21 protein-coding genes are annotated in these 19,763 nt (G+C 72.9%); 16 read left to right on the forward strand and 5 right to left on the reverse strand.

Translation table 11 applies throughout. The annotated features are described in order from the left end of the window. The first annotated feature begins 1 nt into the window (after position 1). The 14 genes from DAI17_RS16170 (at position 2) to DAI17_RS16235 (ending at position 13,128) form a co-directional block, all read left to right on the forward strand. Positions 2–529, forward strand: a complete 528-nt coding sequence (locus DAI17_RS16170; RefSeq protein WP_107774244.1) for a hypothetical protein — start codon at positions 2–4, stop codon at positions 527–529. Next, positions 529–831 (forward strand): DUF6167 family protein, encoded by a 303-nt coding sequence (locus tag DAI17_RS16175; RefSeq protein ID WP_107774245.1) that lies wholly within the window; start codon positions 529–531, stop codon positions 829–831. The genes DAI17_RS16170 and DAI17_RS16175 overlap by 1 nt, the downstream gene beginning before the upstream one ends. Further along, entirely contained in the window at positions 831–3,530 is a 2,700-nt protein-coding gene (alaS, locus tag DAI17_RS16180) for an alanine--tRNA ligase (protein ID WP_107774246.1), read from the forward strand. The genes DAI17_RS16175 and alaS overlap by 1 nt, the downstream gene beginning before the upstream one ends. Before the next feature lie 15 nt (positions 3,531–3,545). Continuing rightward, entirely contained in the window at positions 3,546–4,007 is a 462-nt protein-coding gene (ruvX, locus tag DAI17_RS16185; RefSeq protein ID WP_107774247.1) for a Holliday junction resolvase RuvX, read from the forward strand. Beyond that, complete coding sequence (gene mltG / locus DAI17_RS16190) at positions 4,000–5,184, forward strand: endolytic transglycosylase MltG (RefSeq protein ID WP_107774248.1); 1,185 nt, start codon at positions 4,000–4,002, stop codon at positions 5,182–5,184. The genes ruvX and mltG overlap by 8 nt, the downstream gene beginning before the upstream one ends. A 10-nt stretch (positions 5,185–5,194) precedes the next feature. Next, on the forward strand, positions 5,195–6,058 hold the full coding sequence (locus DAI17_RS16195) for a shikimate dehydrogenase (RefSeq protein WP_107774427.1): 864 nt from the start codon (positions 5,195–5,197) through the stop codon (positions 6,056–6,058). Then, on the forward strand, positions 6,055–6,846 hold the full coding sequence (locus tag DAI17_RS16200) for a prepilin peptidase (RefSeq protein WP_107774249.1): 792 nt from the start codon (positions 6,055–6,057) through the stop codon (positions 6,844–6,846). The genes DAI17_RS16195 and DAI17_RS16200 overlap by 4 nt, the downstream gene beginning before the upstream one ends. Positions 6,847–6,928: 82 nt before the next feature. Next, positions 6,929–8,107, forward strand: a complete 1,179-nt coding sequence (gene aroC / locus DAI17_RS16205) for a chorismate synthase (RefSeq protein WP_107774250.1) — start codon at positions 6,929–6,931, stop codon at positions 8,105–8,107. Next, complete coding sequence (locus DAI17_RS16210) at positions 8,104–8,622, forward strand: shikimate kinase (RefSeq protein ID WP_234412536.1); 519 nt, start codon at positions 8,104–8,106, stop codon at positions 8,620–8,622. The genes aroC and DAI17_RS16210 overlap by 4 nt, the downstream gene beginning before the upstream one ends. Next, on the forward strand, positions 8,619–9,743 hold the full coding sequence (aroB, locus tag DAI17_RS16215) for a 3-dehydroquinate synthase (protein WP_107774251.1): 1,125 nt from the start codon (positions 8,619–8,621) through the stop codon (positions 9,741–9,743). The genes DAI17_RS16210 and aroB overlap by 4 nt, the downstream gene beginning before the upstream one ends. Before the next feature lie 148 nt (positions 9,744–9,891). Beyond that, positions 9,892–10,455 (forward strand): elongation factor P, encoded by a 564-nt coding sequence (efp, locus tag DAI17_RS16220; RefSeq protein WP_107774252.1) that lies wholly within the window; start codon positions 9,892–9,894, stop codon positions 10,453–10,455. A gap of 5 nt (positions 10,456–10,460) precedes the next feature. Continuing rightward, a complete protein-coding gene (gene nusB / locus DAI17_RS16225; protein WP_107774253.1) occupies positions 10,461–10,868 on the forward strand; it encodes a transcription antitermination factor NusB in 408 nt (135 codons plus the stop codon). 64 nt (positions 10,869–10,932) lie between these two features. Further along, the gene (locus tag DAI17_RS16230) at positions 10,933–11,757 is read left to right on the forward strand and encodes a DUF1206 domain-containing protein (RefSeq protein ID WP_107774254.1); all 825 of its coding nucleotides are present in this window, start codon (positions 10,933–10,935) and stop codon (positions 11,755–11,757) included. 9 nt (positions 11,758–11,766) lie between these two features. After that, on the forward strand, positions 11,767–13,128 hold the full coding sequence (locus DAI17_RS16235; RefSeq protein ID WP_107774255.1) for a dihydrolipoyl dehydrogenase family protein: 1,362 nt from the start codon (positions 11,767–11,769) through the stop codon (positions 13,126–13,128). Here DAI17_RS16235 and DAI17_RS16240 read toward each other — a convergent pair. From DAI17_RS16240 to DAI17_RS16255, 4 genes are all read right to left on the reverse strand, one after another. Continuing rightward, complete coding sequence (locus tag DAI17_RS16240) at positions 13,097–13,513, reverse strand: hypothetical protein (protein WP_107774256.1); 417 nt, start codon at positions 13,511–13,513, stop codon at positions 13,097–13,099. The two genes, DAI17_RS16235 and DAI17_RS16240, sit on opposite strands and share 32 nt — an antisense overlap. Positions 13,514–13,617: 104 nt before the next feature. Further along, a complete protein-coding gene (locus tag DAI17_RS16245; RefSeq protein WP_107774257.1) occupies positions 13,618–14,313 on the reverse strand; it encodes a TetR/AcrR family transcriptional regulator in 696 nt (231 codons plus the stop codon). Between the two features lie 69 nt (positions 14,314–14,382). Continuing rightward, a complete protein-coding gene (locus tag DAI17_RS16250; protein WP_107774258.1) occupies positions 14,383–14,874 on the reverse strand; it encodes a GNAT family N-acetyltransferase in 492 nt (163 codons plus the stop codon). A gap of 53 nt (positions 14,875–14,927) precedes the next feature. Next, complete coding sequence (locus DAI17_RS16255) at positions 14,928–16,427, reverse strand: ATP-dependent DNA ligase (RefSeq protein WP_107774259.1); 1,500 nt, start codon at positions 16,425–16,427, stop codon at positions 14,928–14,930. Positions 16,428–16,511: 84 nt separating this feature from the next. On the opposite strand from DAI17_RS16255, the gene DAI17_RS16260 reads away from it, so the two are divergent. Together DAI17_RS16260 and DAI17_RS16265 are read left to right on the forward strand one after the other, a co-directional pair. Further along, a complete protein-coding gene (locus tag DAI17_RS16260; RefSeq protein WP_199905166.1) occupies positions 16,512–17,150 on the forward strand; it encodes a hypothetical protein in 639 nt (212 codons plus the stop codon). 81 nt (positions 17,151–17,231) lie between these two features. Further along, entirely contained in the window at positions 17,232–18,875 is a 1,644-nt protein-coding gene (locus DAI17_RS16265; protein WP_107774260.1) for an MFS transporter, read from the forward strand. Positions 18,876–18,882: 7 nt separating this feature from the next. On the opposite strand, the gene DAI17_RS16270 is transcribed toward DAI17_RS16265, so the two are convergent. Next, the gene (locus DAI17_RS16270) at positions 18,883–19,752 is read right to left on the reverse strand and encodes a tryptophan 2,3-dioxygenase (protein WP_107774261.1); all 870 of its coding nucleotides are present in this window, start codon (positions 19,750–19,752) and stop codon (positions 18,883–18,885) included. Positions 19,753–19,763: the final 11 nt, after the last annotated feature.

Genomic DNA, 19,763 nt, shown 5'->3' on the forward strand with positions numbered 1-19,763 from the left:
GGTGAGCTCCGAGCAGATCTGGCTGGCAGCAGGAGGCGCCGTGGCGCTGCTCCTGCTCCTCACCGTGCTCGTCCTCGCCACCGTCGTACGCCGCTCGTCGCGCTCCCGGGCCGACCTGGCCGAGCGGGTGGCCGCTCTCGAGGCCACGGTCGGTGCCCTGCAGGCGGCCCGCGTGCCGGAGCCCCGCGACGAGCCGGCGTCGTACGTCATCACCGCCGTCGCGGACGACGGGCCGGGGGAGCCCGAGACGTCCCGCGTCGTGGAGGGCCGCATCGACGGCGCGCTGTTCGCGGACATCGTGGCCCGGGAGAGCGTCATCAAGGCGGCGGGCCTGGCCCACGGCCTGCGCCGGGCGCTGGCCCCCGAGGCTCGCAACCGCATCCGGTTCGAGGTGCGTCAGGAGACCAGGCGCTCGCGCAAGCAGCGCCGCGCCGACCTCAAGGCGGCGCTGCGCGACATGCAGGCCCGCGAGCGGGCCCGGACGCAGGCACAGACGGCCGAACGGGGCGACGAGGGGGACGCTGCCTGATGGCCAGGACGTTCTGGTTCGTCGCCGGAGCGGGAGCAGGTGCCTACGCCCTGACCCGCGCCCGCAGGGCGGCCGAGTCCCTCACCGCCGACGGGCTCCGCGACCGGCTCAACGGCCTCGCCGTCGGCGCGCGGATGTTCCGCGACGAGGTCGCCGCCGGGCAGGCCGAGAAGGAGACCGAGCTCCGCCAGCGCCTCGGCCTGGTGCCCCACGGCCTGCCCGAGCTGGCCGGCCCCGCACCCACACCGACCACCGGCCCCCGGGCCGACACCCCCCTGAACGACCCAGAGGAACCCAGCTGATGGACACGTCCCAGATCCGCCGCCGCTTCGTCTCGCACTTCGAGGCCGCCGGTCACACCGCGGTGCCGTCGGCGAGCCTGCTGGCCGACGACCCCAACCTGCTCTTCGTGCCCGCCGGCATGGTGCCGTTCAAGCCCTACTTCCTCGGCCAGGAGACGCCGCCCTACCGCCGGGCGACCAGCGTCCAGAAGTGCGTGCGCACCCCCGACATCGAGGACGTCGGCAAGACCACGCGCCACGGCACCTTCTTCGAGATGTGCGGCAACTTCTCCTTCGGCGACTACTTCAAGGAGGGCGCCATCGAGCTGGCGTGGGACCTGGTGACCAAGTCCCACGCCGACGGTGGGTTCGGGCTGGAGGAGGACCGGCTGTGGCCGAGCATCCTGCAGGGTGACGACGAGGCCCTCGCGCTGTGGATGAAGGTCACCGGCCTCCCCTCCGAGCGCATCGTCAAGCTCGGCCCGCGGGAGAACTACTGGTCGATGGGCGTCCCCGGCCCCGGCGGCCCGTGCTCGGAGATCCTCTACGACCGCGGTGAGAAGTACGGTCCCGACGGCGAGTTCGCGACCACCACCCGGCTGTCGATGCCGGAGAAGCTCGAGGACCGCTACCTCGAGATCTGGAACCTCGTCTTCATGCAGGACGAGCTCTCGGCGGTCCGGTCCAAGGAGGACTTCGACATCGTCGGCTCGCTGCCGAAGAAGAACATCGACACCGGCATGGGCCTCGAGCGCGTCGCGTACCTCCTGCAGGACAAGGAGAACATGTACGAGATCGACGTCATGTTCCCCGTCATCGAGCGCGCCATGGAGCTCAGCGGCAAGCGCTACGGCGCCGACCACGAGGACGACGTCCGGTTCCGGGTCGTCGCCGACCACGTCCGCTCCTCGATGATGCTCATCGGCGACGGGGTGACGCCGGGCAACGAGGGCCGTGGCTACGTACTGCGTCGCCTGCTGCGTCGCGCCGTGCGCTCCATGCGCCTGCTGGGGTACGACGACCCGGCACTGCCCGAGCTGATGCCGGTCAGCCGCGACAAGATGGCCGAGACCTACACCGACCTCACCCGTGACTGGGAGCGCATCGCCCGGGTGGCGTACGGCGAGGAGGAGACGTTCCGCAAGACGCTCCAGGCCGGCACCCAGATCTTCGACCTCGCGGCGACCGAGGTGAAGAAGACCGGTGGCACGAGCCTCTCCGGAGAGCGGGCCTTCTCACTCCACGACACCTACGGCTTCCCGATCGACCTGACCCTGGAGATGGCCGCCGAGCAGGGCCTCACGGTCGACGAGGTGGGCTTCCGTGGCCTCATGGCCGAGCAGCGCGAGCGGGCCAAGGCCGACGCGCGCGCCAAGAAGGGCGCCCACACCGACACCGCCGTCTACCGGGGCATCCTGGACGCGCACGGTCCCACCGACTGGCTGGCCTACGAGACCCTCGAGACCGAGTCGCGGGCCCTGGCCCTGCTCAGCGGTGCCGCCGCCGTGCCGTCCCTCGCCGAGGGCCAGGTCGGCGAGCTCGTGCTCGACCGCACCCCGTTCTACGCCGAGTCCGGCGGACAGGTCGCGGACGCGGGCACCATCGACTTCGAGGGTGGCCGGCTCGAGGTGCTCGACGTCCAGCGGCCGGTGCGTGGCCTGGTGGTCCACCAGGTGCGCGTCGTGGAGGGCGAGCTCGGCCCCGACGCGCTGCTGCACGCGCGGGTCGACCCCGAGTGGCGCACCGGTGCCCGGCAGGCGCACTCGGGCACCCACGTCGTGCACGCGGCCCTGCGCGAGGTGCTCGGCCCCACCGCCCTGCAGTCCGGCTCCTACAACCGGCCCGGCTACCTCCGCCTCGACTTCGGCTGGACGCAGGCGCTGAGCCCCGCACAGGTCCGTGACATCGAGCAGGTCTCCCAGCAGGCGCTGCGTGCCGACCTCCCCGTCGGCTGGCAGTACATGACCCTCGAGGAGGCCAAGGAGTGGGGCGCGATCGCGCTCTTCGGCGAGACCTACGACAACACCAAGGTGCGGGTCGTCGAGATCGGCGGGCCGTGGTCCCGCGAGCTGTGCGGCGGCACCCACGTCGAGCACGCCTCGCAGATCGGCACCGTCGTGGTGACCGGCGAGGCGAGCGTCGGGTCCGGAAACCGCCGGATCGAGGCCCTCACGGGCGTGGAGGGCTTCGCCTACCTCGCTCGCGAGCGCGACGTCGTGGCCCAGCTCACCGGCCTGCTCAAGACGCAGCCCGACGATCTCGTCGGCCGGGTGCAGGACCTCACCGAGCGGCTGCGCACGGCCGAGAAGGAGCTCGAGCGCGTGCGCACCTCCCAGCTCCTCGCCGGTGGCGGACAGCTGGCGGCGCAGGCCGTCGACGTCGCCGGCCTGGCGGTCGTCGTGCACCGTGCCGAGGGCATCGGTGGCGGCGACGTGCGCACCCTGGCCCTCGACGTGCGCAGCAGGCTCGACCGCGCGGGCGCCGTGGTGGTCGCGGGCGTGCAGGACGGCAAGGTGGCCCTCGTCGCCGCCGTCAACGACGCCGGCCGCGAGCGCGGGGTGAGCGCCAACGACCTGGTCCGGACGGTCGGCGAGCTGATCGGCGGGCGTGGTGGCGGCAAGGCTGACGTCGCCCAGGGCGGCGGCTCCGACGCCACCCGGTTGGACGAGGCCCTCGCGCTGGTCCCGGGCGAGGTCGCCCGGATGGCCGGCCAGGGCTGAGCCCGGGGAAGACGGATGCGAAGCGGCGTGAGGATCGGCATCGACCCCGGCGACGCCCGGATCGGCGTCGCGCGCAGCGACCCGTCGGGGTTCCTGGCCACGCCCGTGGAGACGGTCCGCCGCGGGCGCGGCGACCTGTCCCGGCTGCGCCGAATCGTCGCCGAGGAGGAGGCCGTCGAGGTGGTCGTCGGGCTGCCCCGCTCCCTCTCCGGCGGCGAGGGCCCGGCGGCGGCCAAGGTGCGCGACTTCGCGGCCACCCTGGCGCGTCAGATTGATCCTGTGCCGGTGAGGCTGTGTGATGAGCGCTTGACCACGGTGTCCGCGGAGTCCCTGCTCCGCGACCGGGGTCGCAAGGGAGCGGCACGGCGTGCCGTGGTCGACCAGGCGGCTGCCGTCCTGATCCTCCAAAACGCGTTGGACACCGAGCGCGCCAGTGGGAAAGCGCCAGGAGAGATCGTCGAGGTCAGCGATGAGTGACGAGCACCAGCACACCACCGACGAGGTGGTCGAGCGCGACGACGCGTTCGACCGGTCGTCGGACGAGGACACCTACTACGAGGGCGGCCGGCGTCGCAAGAAGCGCGGCGTCTCCGGTTGCCTCGCCGTCCTGGTCGCGGTCGCGGTGCTCGTCGGCGGCTTCTACCTCGCCGTCACCCGCGGCGTCGACTGGGTGTCCGACCAGTTCTCCAGCGCCGAGGACTACCCCGGTCCCGGCCGCGGGTCGGTGACCTTCGAGGTCCAGGAGGGCGACACCACCGCCGAGATGGGCCGCAACCTCAAGGCCGATGGCGTCGTCGCCTCGGTGCAGTCCTTCCTCGACGCCGCCGCCGCGGAGCCCGACGCCGCCGGCATCCAGGTCGGGTTCTACGGGATGAAGAAGGAGATGGCGGCCGAGGACGCCCTCGAGGTGCTGCTCGACCCCGCCAACCAGGTGAAGGCCACCGTCACCGTGCCCGAGGGCATGCGGGTCGAGGACGTCGTCGAGCTGCTGGGCCAGGAGACGGACTTCGGCGCAGCCAAGTGGCGCCGGGCGCTGACGCAGGACATCGGGCTGCCCGACTACGCCGAGGGCAACCCGGAGGGCTACCTGTTCCCCGCGACGTACGAGATCGGTCCGAAGGACAAGCCCAAGGACGTCCTGACTGCCATGGTCGACCGGTGGCGCCAGGCGGCGGAGGACGCGGGCCTCGAGGAGGCGGCCGCCGAGCTGGGCAAGACCCCGGCCGAGCTGATGATCATCGCGTCGCTCATCGAGGCCGAGGGCCGGGGCGACGACATGCCGAAGATCTCCCGGGTCATCTTCAACCGCCTCGACGGTCCTGGGGACAAGGGCGGCACCAATGGGCTCCTCCAGATCGACGCCAGCGTCAACTACGGGCTCGACCAGGAGCTCGGGGTCGCGCTGACCACCGAGCAGCTGCAGCAGGACACGCCGTACAACACCTACACCCGTCCGGGGCTCCCGCCGACGCCGATCGAGGCCCCGGGTGACGCGGCCATCGCGGCGGCGGCCAACCCGGAGGAGGGGGACTGGTACTACTACGTGACGGTCAACCTCAAGACGGGTGAGACCAAGTTCGCGGAGACCTACGACGAGTTCCTCACCTACAAGGACGAGTTCACCGAGTACTGCACCACCTCCGACGCCTGCTGATGGCCTGGTGATGGCGCAGCAGGACCCGACGGCCCGGCTCGAGCGCGGCGCGCGGCGCTGCGGCGTGCTGGGCGACCCGGTCGCGCACTCGCTGTCGCCGACCCTCCACCGCGCCGGGTACGCCGCGCTCGGGCTCGACTGGGTGTACGACGCGCACCGTGTCGGGCCGGGCGGGCTCGCGGACTTCGTCGGCGGGCTGGGTGCGGAGTGGCGCGGGCTGTCGCTCACCATGCCGCTCAAGCGGGAGGCCGTGGGGCTGGTCGACGAGCTGAGCGAACGCGCCCGGCTGGCGGGCGCGGCCAACACGATCGTGCTCGACGATGGTCGGCTGGTGGGGGACAACACCGACGTCCCCGGGGCGATCGCCGCCGTCCGGGAACGCACCGGCGCGCACCTCACCAGCGCGGCCATCCTCGGCGGGGGCGCCACCGCCACCTCCGTCGGCCTCGCGCTGGCGGACCTGGGGGTGCGGTCGTTGAGCCTGCTGGTGCGCGACTCGGCCCGGGCCGCCGAGACCCGGGAGGCCCTGGCCGGGCACCCTGGCAGGCCCGACGTGGTCGTGGGCCGGCTCGACGACCCGTCCCCGCTCGACGTCGACCTGGTGGCCTCGACCATCCCGGCCGACGCCCAGGACCGGCTGCTCGTGGAGCGCTGCCGCCGGGCCGGCGTCGTCTTCGAGGTGCTCTACCACCCGTGGCCGACCCCGCTGGCCGCCTCGGTCGGCGACCGCGTGCTGGTGAGCGGGCTCGACCTGCTCGTCCACCAGGCCGCGATCCAGTTCGAGCTCTTCACCCGGCAGCCCGTCGCGGTCGCGGTGCTGCGTGCGGCGGGGGAGCAGGCACTGGCGGAGCGTGCGCGGGGCGTAGCCCCGTGAGCGACGCGGTGCTCGCCGGACTCGTCGTCGGGGTGCTCTGCGGCATGCTCGGCCTGCTGGTGCCCCGTCTCGTGGCCGCGGTGCCCGAGCCGGCGCCGCGGGAGCCGGCGGCGGACGAACCAGCAGCGCCGGACGCCGGGCCGGAGGGCTCGGTGCCGGAGACCTCGACGCCGGGGATCTCGGTGCGGGAGGAGGTCAAGCCGCTCTACGCCGACCTCGCGGCCCGACCGCACCTGGCAGTCCGGTCAGCGCTGGCGTCGTTCCTGGCCGGAGCGCTCCTCGGCGCCGCGACCGGCTGGGACTGGCCTCTGGTCTGGCTGGTGCCGCTGGTGCCCGTCGCGGTCGCGCTGTCCTTCGTCGACTGGCACACCCGCCTGCTGCCGCGACTGGTGGTGCTGCCGGCCACGCTGGCCACCGCCGTCGCGATGGTCGCCGTCGGGCTGGCGGCCGGCGAGCGCGATGCCCTGGTGCGTGCCCTGGTCGCGATGGTCGCCGTCCGGTCCTTCTTCTGGGTGCTGTGGTTCGTCCGCTCGGCCGGCATGGGGTTCGGCGACGTGCGCCTCGCCGCGCTCGTCGGCCTCGTTCTCGGCTGGGTCGGCTGGGGCACGGTGGCGGTGGGCGTGTGGATCGGCTTCGTGGCCTTCGCCGTGCCGGGGGTGCTGCTCGCCGTCGTACGCCGGGACCGGGCGCTGCTGCGCCAGGCGTTCCCGTTCGGCCCGTTCATGGCCGCCGGTGCCCTGGTCGGGCTGGTGTGGGGGCCCGCGCTGGCCGGGACCCTTTGGGGCTGAGCTCGAGGCCGGCCTCGGACGGTTGATCTCGCCGCCCGAGGAGGGGCGCGGGCGCCGCCGGGCCGCGTGAAAGACTGCCGCCATGCTTCGTTGGCTCACCGCGGGCGAGTCCCACGGCCCCTCCCTGGTCGCCGTCCTCGAGGGTCTGCCCGCCCACGTCCGTGTCACCTCCGACGACATCTCCGACGCGCTCGCGCGGCGCCGCCTCGGCTATGGCCGTGGCGCACGGATGAAGTTCGAGGCCGACGAGGTGACCGTCATCGGCGGCGTGCGCCACGGTGAGACCCAGGGTGGTCCCGTCGCGATCCAGGTCGGCAACACCGAGTGGCCCAAGTGGGAGAAGGTCATGTCCGCCGACCCGGTGGACCCCGTCGAGCTCGACGCGCTGGCCCGCAACGCGGCCCTCACCCGACCCCGTCCCGGCCACGCCGACCTGGTCGGGATGCAGAAGTACGACTTCGACGAGGCCCGCCCGATCCTAGAGCGCGCCTCCGCCCGCGAGACCGCTGCGCGCGTCGCCCTCGGCCGCGTCGCCATGCACTTCCTCTTCCAGTCCGTCGGCGCCGAGATCGTCAGCCACGTCGTCGAGCTCGGGGGCGTGCCCGCGCCCGCCGGCTCGGTCCCGGAGCCCGGCGACGTCGAGCGCCTCGACGCCGACCCGGTCCGCTGCCTCGACCCCGAGGCGAGCGCCGCGATGGTCGCCCGCATCGACGAGGCCCACAAGGACGGCGACACCCTCGGCGGGGTCGTCGAGGTGGTCGTCCACGGCCTGCCGCCGGGCCTGGGCTCGCACGTCCACTGGGACCGCCGCCTCGACGCCCGCCTCGCCGGCGCCCTCATGGGCATCCAGGCCATCAAGGGCGTGGAGGTCGGTGACGGCTTCGACCTGGCCGCGACCCCCGGCTCGCTGGCCCACGACGAGATCGTCTCGACCCCCGATGGGCTCCGGCGCACCTCGGGTCGCTCGGGCGGCACCGAGGGCGGCATGACCACGGGCGAGGTCCTGCGCGTCCGGGCCGCGATGAAGCCGATCGCGACCGTGCCCCGGGCCCTGCGCACGGTGGACGTCGCCACCGGGGAGGAGGCGGTGGCCCACCACCAGCGCTCCGACGTGTGCGCCGTGCCCGCGGCCGGCATCGTCGCGGAGGCGATGGTGGCCCTCGTGCTCGCCGACGCGGTGCTCGAGAAGTTCGGCGGCGACTCCGTGCGCGAGACCCGCCGCAACGCCGAGAGCTACCTGGACACGCTGAGGTTCCGATGACCCACGCACCCACGACCCGCCCCCGGGTCGTGCTCGTCGGCCCGATGGGTGCCGGCAAGTCCACCGTCGCGGCGATCGTCGGCGACGCCTGGGGGCTGCCGGTGCGGGACACCGACACCGACATCGAGGCAGCCGAGGGCCGGACCATCGCGGAGATCTTCGTCGACTCCGGCGAGCAGCACTTCCGCGCCCTCGAGGCGGCGGCCGTCGCCGAGGCGCTGGCCACCCACGAGGGCGTGCTCGCGCTCGGCGGGGGAGCCGTGCTCGACCCCACGACGCGCTCGCTCCTCGACGGGCACCGGGTCGTCTTCCTGCGGGTCGGGCTCAGCGAGGCCGTCAAGCGCGTCGGCCTCGGCGTGGGGCGCCCGCTCCTGCTGGGCAACGTGCGCTCGCGCATCAAGGCGTTGCTCGACGAGCGCACCCCGGTCTACGAGGCCGTGGCCACCCTCGTCGTCGACACCGACGAGCGCACCCCGGACGAGGTCGCCGCACAGGTGATGGAGGAGCTGGCATGAGCGGCGAGACGGTCCTGCACGTCGGCGGCGCGTCGGCGCGCCGTCCTGAGCCCGACGAAGGGTACGACGTGGTGGTCGGGCACGACCTCTCCGGCCGGCTCCCGGACGTCCTCGGCGAGTCCGTGCAGCGCGTCGCCGTGCTGTACGCCGGCCAGCTGGGCCAGCTGGTGCAGCCGGTCGTGGACGCCCTCGTCGACAACTACGACGTGCTCGCGCTCGGCCTGCCCGACGGCGAGGCTGCCAAGACGGCACCGGTGGCCTCCGACTGCTGGGAGGCGCTGGGCGAGGCGGGCTTCACCCGCTCGGACGCCGTGGTGACCGTCGGCGGGGGAGCGACCACCGACCTGGGTGGCTTCGTGGCGGCGACCTGGCTGCGCGGCGTGCGGGTGGTGCACGTGCCGACCACGGTGCTGGGCATGGTCGACGCCGCCGTCGGCGGCAAGACCGGCATCAACACCGGTGCGGGCAAGAACCTCGTCGGCTCCTTCCACGAGCCGGCCGGCGTGCTGTGCGACCTGGACCTGCTCGGCTCGCTCCCGCGCGAGGAGCTCGTCTCCGGGCTCGGCGAGGTCGTCAAGTGCGGCTTCATCGCCGACCCGGTGATCCTCGACCTGGTGGAGGCCACCGATCCCGCCGACCTGACGGCAGGATCGGCGGTGCTCCGTGAGCTCATCGAGCGGGCGATCCGGGTCAAGATCGACGTGGTCGTCGCCGACCTGCGCGAGACCGGCGGCCGCGACGGCCACCCCGGCCGCGAGGTCCTCAACTACGGCCACACGCTGGCGCACGCCATCGAGCGCGCCAGCGGCTACGCCGTCCGGCACGGCGAGGCGGTGGCCATCGGCTCCGTCTACGTCGCCGAGCTGGCCAACCGGGCCGGGAGCCTGGACGCGGCCGTCGTCGAGCGGCACCGGGCCGCGTTCGGGCGGGTGGGGCTCCCGACCGGCTACGCCGGGGCCTCGTTCGAGGAGCTGCACGAGGCGATGAAGGTCGACAAGAAGTCCCGCGGCAACCAGCTGCGTTTCGTCGTGCTCGACGACGTCGCCGTGCCGCGGGTGCTCGCCGGGCCGAGCGAGCACCACCTGCGGGAGGCGTTCGCAGCGATCGGCGGCGACCGCTGAGGACCCTGCTCCGCGCGCGAGCCCGGCAGGGCGGAGCCGGTTCGTGGTTCGGCCGGGGCCTCGATAGACTCCACGGTCGGCGCCGCGGTGCGTCGTACCTCTCTTGACAACAGACCAACCCGATGGCGAAGGCAGGCCGGACCACACCATGGCAACCACCAACGACCTCAAGAACGGCATGGTCCTCAACATCGAGGGCCAGCTCTGGACCGTCATCGAGTTCCAGCACGTGAAGCCCGGCAAGGGCCCGGCCTTCGTGCGCACCAAGCTCAAGAACGTCGAGTCCAACAAGACGGTCGACAAGACCTTCAACGCCGGCACCAAGGTCGAGACGGCCAACGTCGACAAGCGCACGATGCAGTACCTCTACAACGACGGCACGTCGTACGTCTTCATGGACACCTCGACCTACGACCAGCTCGAGGTCGCGCCGGAGATCGTCGGCAGCGCCAAGAACTTCATGCTCGAGAACCAGGAAGCCATCGTGGCGACCAACGAGGGCCGCGTCCTGTTCATCGAGCTTCCCGCCTCGGTCGAGCTCGTGATCTCCGAGACCGAGCCGGGCCTCCAGGGCGACCGCTCCACGGGTGGCACCAAGCCCGCGACGCTGGAGACCGGCCACCAGATCCAGGTGCCGCTCTTCATCACCACCGGCGAGAAGGTCAAGGTCGATACCCGCGACTCGTCCTACCTCGGCCGCGTCAAGGGCTGAGGTCCGTGTCTGCTCGCGGCAAGGCCCGCAAGCGCGCGCTGGACGTCCTGTACGCCGCCGAGATGCGCGGCGAGCAGCCGCTCGAGGCGCTGGAGCGCATCGTCGCGGCCGGCGAGGGGCCGACCAACGAGTACACCTCGGTGCTGGTGCACGGCGTCGCCGAGCACCAGGGACGCATCGACGAGCTGCTGGGGACCTACGCACAGGGCTGGACGCTGGCGCGCATGCCGGCGGTCGACCGCAACGTCCTGCGCCTCGGCGTCTACGAGCTGCTGTACGTCGAGGACGTGCCGGACGGCGTCGCGGTCTCCGAGGCGATGAACCTGGTCCGGGACCTGTCCACCGACGACTCGCCCGCCTTCGTCAACGGTCTCCTGGGCAGCATCGTCCGCGACAAGGCCGACCTGGTCTGACCTGCTCGCGCGTTGCCACCGGCGGGTGAGGCGGCGCGGTCCGCCGAGCCCTAGGGTGTGCCTCATGGGAGAGGTCGCCGACAAGGCACACGGAGCAGGGCAGCAGGCACACCGCAGCGAGTGGCTCGACCACGCGGTCCGGGTGGGGCTGATCGCCTACGGGATCGTCCACCTCATGATCGCCTGGCTCGCCCTCCAGCTGGCGCTGGGCGACCGGTCGGAGAACGCGTCGAACACGGGCGCGCTGCAGGAGCTCGCGCAGCAGCCACTGGGCGGCTTCCTGGTCTGGATGGTCGCCATCGGCATGCTGCTGCTCGTCGTCTGGCGCCTGCTCGAGTTCGCGCTCGGCTACCAGGACGAGTCCGACGACGCGAAGCGGTGGCGCAAGCGGGCTGGGTCCCTCGGCAAGGCCGTCATCTACGGCGCCCTCTCCTGGACAGCCTTCAAGGTGGCCGTCGGCAGCGGGTCCGGGGGCGGCGGGACCGACACGACGACGGCGAAGATCATGCAGCTCCCCGGCGGCCAGCTGATCGTCGGCGCGGTGGGACTCGCGATCATCGGGTACGGCGCCTCGCTGGTCTACCGCGGCTGGACCGAGAAGTTCACCGAGCACCTCGACGCCCAGGGACAGTCGGGCAAGGAGGGGTCGGCTTACGTCATGTTCGGCAAGGTGGGCTACATCGCCAAGGGCATCGCGATCGGGATCATCGGCGGCCTGTTCGGCTACGCGGCGATCACCCACGACGCCAAGGAGTCGGGCGGCCTCGACCAGGCGCTCCAGACGGTCCTCGAGCAGCCGTTCGGTCCGGTCCTCCTGGTCGCCATCGCCCTCGGCATCGCCGCCTACGGGCTGTTCTGCTTCGCCCGCGCCAAGCACCTCTCGCGCTGAGCCGCCGACGTGGGCGAGCGGGTGCGGTGTGAGGTCGTCGTCCTCGGGCTGGGGCCCGGCGGGCAGGGGCTCGCGAGCGGCCTGGCCGAGGCCGGGGTGGACACCGTCGGCGTCGAGATGCACCTCGTCGGTGGTGAGTGCCCCTTCTACGGCTGCACCCCGAGCAAGCTGATGATCCGCGCGGCCGACCACGTCGCGATGGTCCACCGCGCCGACCGGCTCGCCGGCCCGTCGGCCGTGACCCCGGACTGGTCGCGGCCCGCCGGCCGGATCACCGAGGAGGCGACGAAGGGCTGGACCGACGACGCCAACGCCAAGGCGTTGCAGGAGTCCGGGGTGAGGCTGGTCCGCGGCCACGGCCGGCTCGTCGCGCCGGGCGTCGTCGAGGTCGAGGGCGTGGAGTACGAGGCGTCGCGAGGCGTGGTGCTGAACACCGGCACCGAGCCGCTCGTCCTGCCGATCGACGGCCTCGCGGACACGCCGTACTGGACCAACCGCGACGTGGTGCAGGTGACCGAGCTGCCGCGCAGCCTGATCGTCCTCGGCGGCGGCCCCATCGGGTGCGAGCTGGCCCAGGCGATCGCCCGGTTCGGCGTGGAGGTCACGGTCATCGAGGCCGACGACCGCCTGCTCGCCGTCGAGGAGCCGGAGTCGAGCGAGCTCATGACGCGGCTCTTCGAGGCCGAGGGCATCACGGTCCACACCGGTGTCGAGGTCGAGCGGGTGGAGCACGACGGTCGCTTCGTCGTGACGGCCGGGGACCTGCGGGTGGAGGCCGAGCGGCTCCTCGTCGCCGCCGGGCGCAGCAACAACCTGCACGACATCGGTCTGGAGACCGTCGGCCTCGACCCGGACGCCGACTCCGTGCCGACCGACGAGCGGATGCGGGCGGGCGACCGCCTGTGGGCCATCGGCGACATCACCGGGCACGGGCGCTACACCCACGTCTCGCACTACCAGGCGGAGGTGGTCGAGGCGGACATCCTCGGCGAGGACGGGCCGCTGGCCGACTACCGGGCCGTGAGCAGGGTGACGTTCACCGACCCCGAGATCGGCTCGGTCGGGCTGACCGAGGCGCAGGCACGCGAGCAGGGGCTGGACGTGCGAACGGGTTTCGCCGACATCAGCGAGACCTCGCGCGGGTGGCTGGACGGCGTCGGCAGCCAGGGCCACGTCAAGCTCGTCGCCGACGCCGGCACGGGTCTGCTCGTCGGCGCCACCGCCATGGGCCCCACCGGGGGAGACCTCGTCGCGATGCTCGCCCTGGCCATCCACGCCGAGATCCCTCCGGCACTGGTCCGGCGCATGCACTTCGCCTTCCCGACCTACCACGGCGCCGTCATGACCGCCCTGGACGACCTGGTCCCGTGACGTCCTCTGGCCCCTCTGGCCCCTCGGGTCGCTGGGGACCCTCGGTCAGCTGGATCCGGTCGTCGTGCGACGCCTCCCGGTCCTCCTTGGAGTGCACGCGGTCGAGGCCCGCGGCGCGGCGCTCCGGCCAGTCGTCGCCGTACTCGACGGCATCCGTCTGATCCAGCAGCCTGGCGCGATCCAGCTCCCTCTCACGCTGATCGGCGGCCGCGTCCCTGAGGTCGGCCCGGGAGTCCCGCTCATCCGCGACGGCCAGGATCGCCTCGGCGGCCTCCATGCGCTCGGCCAGGGCATGCTCGCGGGCGGTCACCGCTGACTCACGACGCGCGACCTCGGCCTCACGTCGTGCGAGGTCGGCCTCGCGGTCCTCGCTACCGTCCCCCATGCCACGAGTGAACCATCGTGGCGCCTCGCCGGACCCTGCGGTCGGCGATGGTCTGGACCACCTCCCCGCGGGCGACGCCGGTCCCAGTCGGGGTCGGGATGACGTCAAGTCTGTCGCGTCGAGACCGACAGCGCCGTGGCGACGAGGAAGTCGCGGACCTGGTCGGGCGACACCGAGCCGACGGTGGGCATGCCGGGCGCCGACTCGCCGACCAGGATGCCGACGCGGGCGAGCTGCAGCCCGCCGAGCGCACTGGCGTAGAGCTGGTTGGCCAGCAGGTTGGTGTCCTGGACCGTGAAGTCGGCGGTGGCCACGCCGTCGTCGATGACGCCCGACAGCACCGAGAGGCAGGCCGAGATGCTGCGGCCGAGGCGGAAGAGCGCGCTCTCGCTGATCTCGTCGAGCAGCTCGGGACCGGTACGCCGCATGAGCGTCTGCGCGCAGTCGACGAAGGCCGGGTGGGCCAGGCCGTAGTCGACGAACGCGGTGACGATGCCCGTCAGGCGCTCGGCCGGCGTCCCGGGTCGGTCGGACGCCGCAGACAGCGCGTCGCGCAGCTCGTCGAGGTAGCCGGTGAGGGTGAGCGCGAAGAGCTCCTCCTTGCCGGTGAAGTGCCGGTAGACGATCGCCCGGTTGATGCCGACCGCACGGGCGATGTCCTCGATCTGGGCGTCCCGGACGCCGCGCTCGTCGAAGAGCCGGCGTGTGGCGTCGAGGATCTCCGCCTCGCGCTGCCGACGACGGGCCGCGGCGGCCGACCGCCGGCCGTCGACGCGAGGTGGCTGCTCACTGGTCGCCATGGGCAGAAGTGTAGGACGCGTGCAACCCGGAGTTGCACGACTGTGACGCCAAGCGCTCCTCGAGCCGCCTCAACCGGTCTCGGGACGCACGAGCACGGTGAAGTCCCGGGCGTCACGGGCCGCCTCGAAGGTGCCGACGCGCTCGAAGCCGAGGGACTCGACCGCGCGCAGGGCGCGCGCGTTGAACGACGCTACGGTCACGCGGAACGCCGGGGGTGAGAACAGTGCTCGGCCGTGGTCCAGCCCGGCCGAGATGACCGCGGGTCCGAGCCCCTGCCCCGTGAGCTCCGGTCGCAGCCCACCACCGGTGTCGAGGGCGGAGTCGTCGTAGTCCCAGCCGGGCACCCGGCCGTCGGGGCCGAAGGAACGGAACCCGATCAGCCGGTCGTCCGCCAGGACGGCGTGGAAGCCGACCTCGGGTCGGAGCAGCTCGTCCGGGGTGGCGCCGACCATGTCGTAGGTGTCGTAGGGCGCGGCGTACCGCCAGGTCGAGATGTCCTCGGCGTGCTCCCGGCTGAGGGGAGCGAGGCGGATGGATCGCGGGTCGATCGCCGTCGGCATGGGGTCAGGCTCTCACCCCGCGCCGGATCACCGGCACCGACCGGCCCGTCTCGTCAAGCCATGGCCCGCACGGTGTCGATCGTGTCGGCCTCGTGCGCGCCCTTGTCATCGCGGTAGCGGAGCACACGGGCGAACCGCAGCGCGACCCCGCCGGGATAGCGCGTCGACCGCTGAAGGCCGTCGAAGGCGATCTCCACGACCTGCTCGGGACGGACGTGCACGACGTGGCCGTCACGGGAGGTCTCCAGGCCCAGGAAGCGGTCGGTCTGCCAGGCCAGCATCTCGTCCGTCATCCCCTTGAACGTCTTGCCGAGCATCACGAAGCCACCGTCGGCGTCCCGGGCGCCGAGGTGGATGTTGGAGAGCCAGCCCTGGCGGCGTCCGCTGCCCCACTCGACAGCGAGCACGACCAGGTCGAGGGTGTGGACCGGCTTGACCTTGATCCACCCGGCGCCTCGGCGGCCCGCCTCGTAGCGGACGGCGAGGTCCTTGACCACGACCCCCTCGTGGCCGGCGGCGAGCGTGTCGGCCACGAACTGCTCGGCCGTGGCGAGGTCGTCGGTCACCACCCGGCCGACGCGGTGCCGCTGGGGGACCAGCGCGTCGAGGACGGCGAGCCGTTCGTGGCCGGGCTCGTCGAGCAGGTCGCGGTCGTCGAGGTGCAGCACGTCGAAGAAGTAGGGCGCCACGACGCCGCCGCCGGCCTGGGCGGTGCGGGACGAGGTCTCCTGGAACGGGCGGGGTCGGCCGTCCTCGGTGAGCAGCAACGCCTCACCGTCCAGCACGAACCGCTCCGCCGGCAGTGACCGGGCGATCTCGACCACCTCCGGCAGCCGACCGGTGATGTCGTCGAGGCTGCGGGTCACCACGAGGACGTCGTCGCGGTCGCGGTGCACCTGGATGCGGATGCCGTCGAGCTTGGCGTCGATCGCCACGGCGGCGCCGCGCATCTTGTGCAGGGCGGCGCCGACGTCGGGCGCGCTGGAGGCGAGCATCGGCAGCACCGGTCGCCCGACCTCGAGGCCGATGGCCGCCAACGCCTGCTCGCCGCCGTCGAAGGCGGCGACCGCGGCGGCCAGTGTGCTGCCCGCGAGCATGGCGGCGCGGCGTACGGAGGTCAGCGGCACCTCCGCCACCGCGGCGACGGCCTCCTGCACCTGCGCGTCGAGCGCGCCCTGGCGGACCTCGCCGGTGACCAGGCCGCGCAGCCAGGCCTGCTCGTCGGCGGTGGCGCGGCCGAAGAGGTCGACGACCGCGGCCCGGCGCAGCGCCTGCGAGCCGGTGCCGGCGATGGCGCTGATCGCCTCGAAGGCCTCGTGGACCTCGCTGACCCCCAGGGACGGCTCGCCGGCCGGCGGGGGCAGGTCGGTCAGTCCCCGCCAACCGAGGCCCGTCCGTCGCTGGCGCAGCGTGCCGCCGAGGTAGGCCACGACGGTCTCGAGCTCGTCGGCGTCCGCCTGGCGCAGGGCGGACGCCAGCGCCTCGGCCTTGGCCTTGCGCGAGCGGGTGGCGCTGACGGCCTGCGAGGTGGCGACGAGGTCGGCGAGCAGCATGCCGCCATCCTGCCCGGTGCCACCGACACCCGCCTCACCCGGCGGGACACCGCAGGCTCGCCCACCGGGTGGGACGATGCGGGGGTGCCGAGCAGACGGTCCAGGATCCGCGAGCGCTTCACCGGCCGGATCGCGGGGGTGGGCAGCACCTCGGGCGTGCGCGTGGTCGTCGGCCGCTGGGACGACGGCCCGTGGGGGTCCTTCGCCGACCTGATGGTCGAGGACGCCGCCGGCCACCGCGTCCTGGTCGCCCCGGACGAGCAGACCCGCGACTTCGTGTCGGCGACCTACTCCTTCGACGAGGTCGTGATCACCCCGGTCGAGGTCCGTGACACCGCGACCGGCTGGCAGGTGCGGTCCGCGCCGCTGTCGCTCGACCTGGTGCTCGGTGGCCCGACACCGGTCGGTCGGCTGCTCCGGCTCGTCCCCGCGCGCGTGGCCACCGCGCCGGCCTGGTGCGCGCTCACGGACCCGGTCGCGCGGGTGGTGCTGCGCGGTGTCCGGACGCGCGGGACCGCAGGCCGGGACCGGCGGGAGTGGTACGGCGCGACGTCGGCGCGGGCGGTGACCGCCCTGGAGGGTTCGTGGCGGGGCCGACCGCTCGGCAGCCTGACCGACGTCGACCCGCCCTGCCGCTTCGGCTTCTCCTCCACGCCGCGCCGCCCGTCGGTGACCGACGTCGTGACGACCGTCGAGCGGCCCGCGGGCACCCCCGCAGCCTGAGCCGACCCTCGTCACCCGTTCCGGAGGATGTGCCGCACCGGCTGCGCGGCCTGCAATGGGGCGGACCGGGAGGAGGGCGGGATGGCGCGTGGGCACGCAGCGGGCTCGGCGCCCGACAGCGCCGGCGTGGCGGCCGCGGCCTCGGGGGTGGTGCTGCTGACGCTGTCGTCGGCGCAGTTCCTGATGACCCTGGACAGCTCGGTCATGAACGTCTCGATCGCCACCGTCGCCCAGGACGTGGGCACCACCGTGACCGGCATCCAGACCGCCATCACCCTGTACACGCTCGTGATGGCCTCCCTGATGATCACCGGCGGCCGGGTCGGGCAGATCATCGGCCGCAAGCGCGCCTTCGCGATCGGCTGCGTCATCTACGGCGCCGGGTCGTTCACCACGTCCCTGGCGCAGAGCCTGCCGGTGCTCATGTTCGGCTGGTCGCTGCTCGAGGGGATCGGGGCGGCCCTCATCATGCCGGCGATCGTCGCCCTCGTGGCGTCCAACTTCGGCCGGCCGGACCGGCCGCGTGCCTACGGGCTCGTCGCGGCCTCGGGGGCGATCGCCGTGGCGGCGGGACCGCTGATCGGCGGCCTGCTCACGACGTACGCCTCGTGGCGGTGGGTGTTCGCCGGTGAGGTGCTCATCGTGGCAGCCATCCTGGTCCTGATGCGCCGGATGGCCGACACCCCGCCCGAGCCCGCCCGCCTCGACGTCGTCGGCACCGGGCTGTCCGCCCTCGGCCTCGGCCTCGTCGTGCTGGGAATCCTCCGTGGGGGCTCGTGGGGCTTCGTGGTGCCCAAGCCGGACGCACCGTCGTGGCTCGGGCTCTCGGCAGTCGTGTGGCTCGTCCTGGCCGGGGGCGTCGTGCTGCGGATCTTCCTCTGGTGGCAGCGCCACCAGCTGGACGGGGGACGGGCCGCACTCATCGACCCGACGATGCTGGAGAACAAGCTCCTGCGCGGCGGGCTGACCTCGTTCTTCTTCCAGTTCCTCCTCCAGGCCGGCCTCTTCTTCACCGTCCCGCTGTTCCTCTCCGTGGCGCTGGGCCTGTCGGCGGTGGAGACCGGTGTCCGGATCCTTCCGCTCTCGGTGACCCTGCTCCTGGCAGCCGTGGGGGTGCCCCGCTTCTTCCCGGACGTCTCGCCGCGGCGGGTGGTGCGGCTGGGGTTCGTCGCGCTGTTCGCCGGGATCGTGACGCTGATGGCCTCCCTCGAGTTCGGCGCCGGACCCGAGATCGTGACCTGGCCCATGCTCCTGGCCGGGCTCGGCATCGGAGCGCTCGCGTCCCAGCTGGGCAGCGTGACCGTCTCGGCCGTCCCCGACGAGCAGAGCGCCGAGGTCGGCGGCCTGCAGAACACCTTCACCAACCTGGGCGCCTCCATCGGCACCGCCCTCGCGGGGGCGGTGCTCGTCGCCGGGCTCACCTCGTCCTTCCTCTCGGGCATCCAGGACAACCCCGACGTCCCGCAGGAGCTGTCCTCCCAGGCACAGGTGGACCTCGCCGGAGGGATCCCGTTCATCCCGAACGACGCGCTGCGCGACTCCCTCGACGACGCCGGCATCACGGGGGACACCGCGGACGCGATCGTGGAGACCAACGAGCAGTCCCGCATCGACGGGCTGCGCATGTCGCTGGCCGTCCTGGCCCTGCTCGCGCTGCTCGCGCTGTTCATGACCGGCGGCATCCCGACCCGCCAGCCCGGCGCCGAGCCCACCCGCACGGGGTGACCCGCGGCTACTCCCCGATGCGGGTGCGGACCGCGAACAGCTCGGGGAAGAACGTCAGGTCCAGGGCCCGGCGCAGGAAGTCGACGCCGCTGGACCCGCCCGTGCCCACCTTGTGGCCGATGGTCCGCTGGACGACCTGGAGGTGCCGGAAGCGCCACTGCTGGAAGTTGTCCTCGACGTCGACCAGCTCCTCGCACGTCTCGTAGACGCCCCAGTGCTCGGCCGGCGCGGCGTAGACCGTCGCGAAGACATCGACGAGCCCGGGGGAGAGGGCGTGCGGGACGGTGACGTCGCGGTCCAGCAGCTCGGCCGGGACGGCGTAGCCGCGACGGCCGAGGTAGCGCAGGAACTCGTCGTAGAGCGACGGCTCGCGCAGCAGCCCGGACAACGCGTCGTACGCGGCGCGGTCGTGGCCGAAGACCCGCACCATGTCGGCGTCCTTGTTGCCGAGCAGGAACTCGACCTCGCGGTACTGCGCGGACTGGAAGCCCGAGGAGGTGGCCAGGAAGGGGCGGATCTCGGCGTACTCGCTCGGCGTGAGGGTCGCCAGCACGGCCCACTGGTCGGTGAGCACCCGCTGGATGTGCTTGACGCGGGCCAGCCGCTTGAGGGCCGGGGCGAGGTCGTCGGAGGCGAGCAGGTCGCGCGCCGAGCGGAGCTCGTGGACCATCAGCTTGAGCCACAGCTCGCTGGTCTGGTGCTGGACGATGAAGAGCAGCTCGTCGTGCTGGGGCGGGTCGCTCTGCGGCTGCTGGGCCGAGAGGAGCAGGTCGAGGCGCAGGTAGTCGCCGTAGGACATCTGGCTGCTGAAGTCGCGCTCGATCGTCGGCTCGATCTCGCGCCTGGCGGCCGTCCCGCCGGTCTCGGATTCACCCATGGCGGAAAGGT

This window comes from Nocardioides sediminis, assembly GCF_003047295.1.
Taxonomy (GTDB): domain Bacteria; phylum Actinomycetota; class Actinomycetes; order Propionibacteriales; family Nocardioidaceae; genus Nocardioides; species Nocardioides sediminis.